The sequence below is a fragment of the Streptomyces sp. UNOC14_S4 genome, from assembly GCF_020740835.1.
Lineage (GTDB): Bacteria > Actinomycetota > Actinomycetes > Streptomycetales > Streptomycetaceae > Streptomyces.
This window is the reverse complement of sequence record NZ_JAINFC010000952.1, coordinates 1-1,130: the sequence shown is the minus strand read 5'-3', so window position 1 is coordinate 1,130 and position 1,130 is coordinate 1. Positions and strand designations below refer to the sequence as shown.

General features: G+C 76.8%; 2 protein-coding genes. One reads left to right on the top strand and one right to left on the bottom strand.

What is annotated here, in order from left to right:
- The coding region (locus K6I34_RS37255) for an ArsR family transcriptional regulator (protein ID WP_229332439.1) at positions 1–642 on the top strand (642 nt) is incomplete at its 5' end.
- Here K6I34_RS37255 and K6I34_RS37250 read toward each other — a convergent pair.
- Complete coding sequence (locus tag K6I34_RS37250; protein ID WP_229332438.1) at positions 578–970, bottom strand: YidB family protein; 393 nt, start codon at positions 968–970, stop codon at positions 578–580. The genes K6I34_RS37255 and K6I34_RS37250 overlap by 65 nt on opposite strands.
- Between the last annotated feature and the right edge of the window lie 160 nt (positions 971–1,130).

The window sequence follows — 1,130 nt, the reverse complement described above, 5'->3', positions numbered from 1 at the left end:
GCCTTCGAGACGGTGCTGCGCCCGGTGTGGGGCGTCGTGCAGGATCTGCACCGGGCGGAGTTCACCCGGCACGCGCTGACCGCGGCGGCCCATGGTGCCGGGGCCGCGCTGACCGAGGCCGTGCCCGGCTCACGGCTACACGGCGACGGGGGCGTCTGGGAGGTCCCGGCACCCGGTGAGCGGGACGTCGCGGCGGGCGGCCGCGGGCTGGTGCTCGTGCCCACCTTCCACGGCACCGGCCACCCCGTCCTCGCCGAACCGCCCGACGGCGGCCCCCTGTTCCTGACGTATCCGGCCGGGCCCGGGCTGCCGCCGGCCGCCACGGCGGCCGACGGGCCGGAGGACGCCCTGGCGGCCGTCCTGGGCCGTACCCGCCTCGGCGTCCTGCTCCTGCTCGCGGAGGAGCACACCACCGGCGGGCTCGCCCGGCGGCTGCGCGTCAGCGACGCCACCGCCTCCGCCCACGCGGCCGCGCTGCGCGGGGCGGGCCTGGTCGGCACGGTCCGGGCGGGGAAGGCGGTACTGCACCGCCGCACCCCGCTGGGGGACCTGCTGGTGCGGGGGCTGCCTCGTCCTCCTACTGCTGCTGCCGGGCGATCAGTTCCTCCAGCGAGCCCTCCGGGACCTGGCCGCCCGGGGTGAGCTTGTCGATGGTCTTGGGCAGGGCGGCGGCGAGCTGGTCCGCGGCCTCCTCGGGGCTGACGCCCGCCTTGCCCGCGACGTGTTCGAGTGCCTGGTAGGGCAGGGCCTGGGCGACCTCGGGGCCGGTGAGCGGTTCGTTCGGGCCGGTGCCCACCCAGGACCCGGTCTTGCCGCCGAGGCCGCCTTCCTGGAGCTGGTGCAGCAGGCCGTCCAGCGACTCGCCCCCGCCGCTGCCGAGGGCGCCGATGAGCGCGCCCACCAGCTTTCCCGCGCCGCTGTCGCCGCCGAGCAGTCCGCCGAGCAGGCTTCCGAGGTCGTTGTCCGCCATGTCTGCCGCCTTCCTGGGCCCTGGGATGCGCAAACCCCCGTCATCCATCTATCCCGAGCGGGCGGGTCCGGTACGGGATGGCCCGAGGTTCACCCGTACGCAGCCACGGCGGCCCCGCGCTGGGGAGCCCGCGCGAACTCCGCCACCCCTTCCTCGAACC

Bases quoted from the DNA above. Each gene is read 5' to 3' on its own strand.
- K6I34_RS37250 (WP_229332438.1), bottom strand. From the start codon at position 970: ATGGCGGACAACGACCTCGGAAGCCTGCTCGGCGGACTGCTCGGCGGC.